General features: G+C 64.7%; 1 protein-coding gene. It reads right to left on the bottom strand.

Going from position 1 to position 535, the window contains the following annotated elements:
* Nucleotides 1-215: 215 nt before the first annotated feature.
* A partial coding sequence (locus tag AACY49_RS30290; RefSeq protein ID WP_339527938.1) for a magnesium chelatase domain-containing protein occupies nucleotides 216-535 on the bottom strand: 320 nt, incomplete at its 5' end.

Below are 535 nucleotides of genomic sequence, written 5' to 3'. Positions count from 1 at the left end.
CCACCCCTGCAGGTCAACCTTTCTGGATCACCAGATCAGGCCAGCCGCAACATGCAAGAAACCGCAAAACGCGCTGTGCCAGGTTTCTCGACTACGCTCGAAACGAACGGACGGAGAGCTACGGACAGGGAGCTACGGACAGGGCAGGGAGAGGATGCGACCAAGAGTCATTACGCTCCACCAGTGGAAGGCTTGTGGGAGGGCGCAACGCCCCCTCACCGCCCCAGCATATGCTCCACAAAGCTGGCCAGCGTGCCGAATCCGCTCAACTTCAACCCGCTCTTGTCGTCCGTCACCGCCGCGGGCAGCAGCGCGCGTTCGAAGCCGAGCTTGCCCGCCTCCTTCAAGCGCAGCGGACCGTGCGCGACCGGGCGGATTTCTGCGGACAAGGCCAGTTCGCCGAACACCACCGCATCGGCGGGCACCGGGCGTTCCGACAGCGCCGAGATGAGTGCCGCCGCCACCGCCAGATCGGCAGCCGGGTCCTGCACGCGGTAGCCACCCGCAATGTTGAGATAGACTTCGCTCGAGGAGA

Source organism: Pseudomonas sp. EL_65y_Pfl2_R96 (genome assembly GCF_963970905.1).
GTDB lineage: Bacteria > Pseudomonadota > Gammaproteobacteria > Pseudomonadales > Pseudomonadaceae > Aquipseudomonas.
The sequence above is the reverse complement of the archived record's forward strand: the minus strand, read 5'-3'. Positions and strand labels throughout refer to the sequence as shown.